This is a genomic window from Burkholderia anthinoferrum (assembly GCF_002925705.1).
Lineage (GTDB): Bacteria > Pseudomonadota > Gammaproteobacteria > Burkholderiales > Burkholderiaceae > Burkholderia > Burkholderia semiarida.
The window spans coordinates 1-938 of the sequence record NZ_LFZP01000005.1; the positions used below are offsets into that span (position 1 = coordinate 1).

The 938-nt window shown below is 65.7% G+C and carries 1 protein-coding gene; it reads right to left on the minus strand.

Annotation, left to right across the window (positions count from 1 at the left end):
• A partial coding sequence (locus tag C5F75_RS02515) for an aminotransferase (protein WP_104011833.1) occupies positions 1-938 on the minus strand: 938 nt, incomplete at both ends.

The window sequence follows — 938 nt, forward strand, 5'->3', positions numbered from 1 at the left end:
TCGTCGCGCAGCAGCTTCAGGTTCGCGACCGCGACGGCCGCCGCCACCGGGTGGCCCGAATACGTGAGGCCGTGGTTGAATTCGCCGTTGTCGATGATCGGGCGCGCGACGCGCTCGTGTATGCCCACCGCGCCCATCGGTACGTAGCCCGACGTCAGGCCCTTCGCCATCGTGATCAGGTCCGGCTCGAAGCCGAAGTGCTGATGCGCGAACCATTCGCCGGTGCGCCCGAACCCGCCGATCACCTCGTCGGCCACCAGCAGGATGTCGTACTTGCGGCAGATCCGCTGGATTTCCGGCCAGTACGTCGACGGCGGGAAGATCACGCCGCCCGCGCCCTGGAACGGCTCGCCGATGAACGCCGCGACGTTCTCCGCGCCGAGTTCGAGAATCTTCGCCTCGAGTTGCTGCGCGCGCGCGAGGCCGAACGCTTCGGGCGTCTCGCCCGGCTGCGCTTCGCCGAAGAAATACGGTTGGTCGATATGCACGATGTGCTCGACCTTCGACGGCATCTGCTCGTGCATGTAGCCCATCCCGCCGAGCGTGCCGCCCGCGATCGTCGAGCCGTGATAGCCGTTCCTGCGCGAGATCACGTATTTCTTCTGCGGCTTGCCCTGCACGCGCCAGTACTGGTGCACGAGGCGCAGCACGGTGTCGTTGCCTTCCGAGCCGCTGTTGCAGTAGAAGAAGTGGTTGAAGCCGGCCGGTGTCACTTCCGCGAGCATCGCGGAAAGCTCGATGATCGGCGGGTGCGTGGTCTTGAAGAACGTGTTGTAGAACGGCAGTTCCTGGATCTGGCGATACGCGGCGTCGGCGAGCTCCTTGCGGCCGTAGCCGACGTTCACGCACCACAGGCCGGCCATCCCGTCGATGATCTTGTTGCCGTCCGAATCCCACAGGTAGACGCCGTCGGCCTTCACGATCACGCGGCTGCCGGC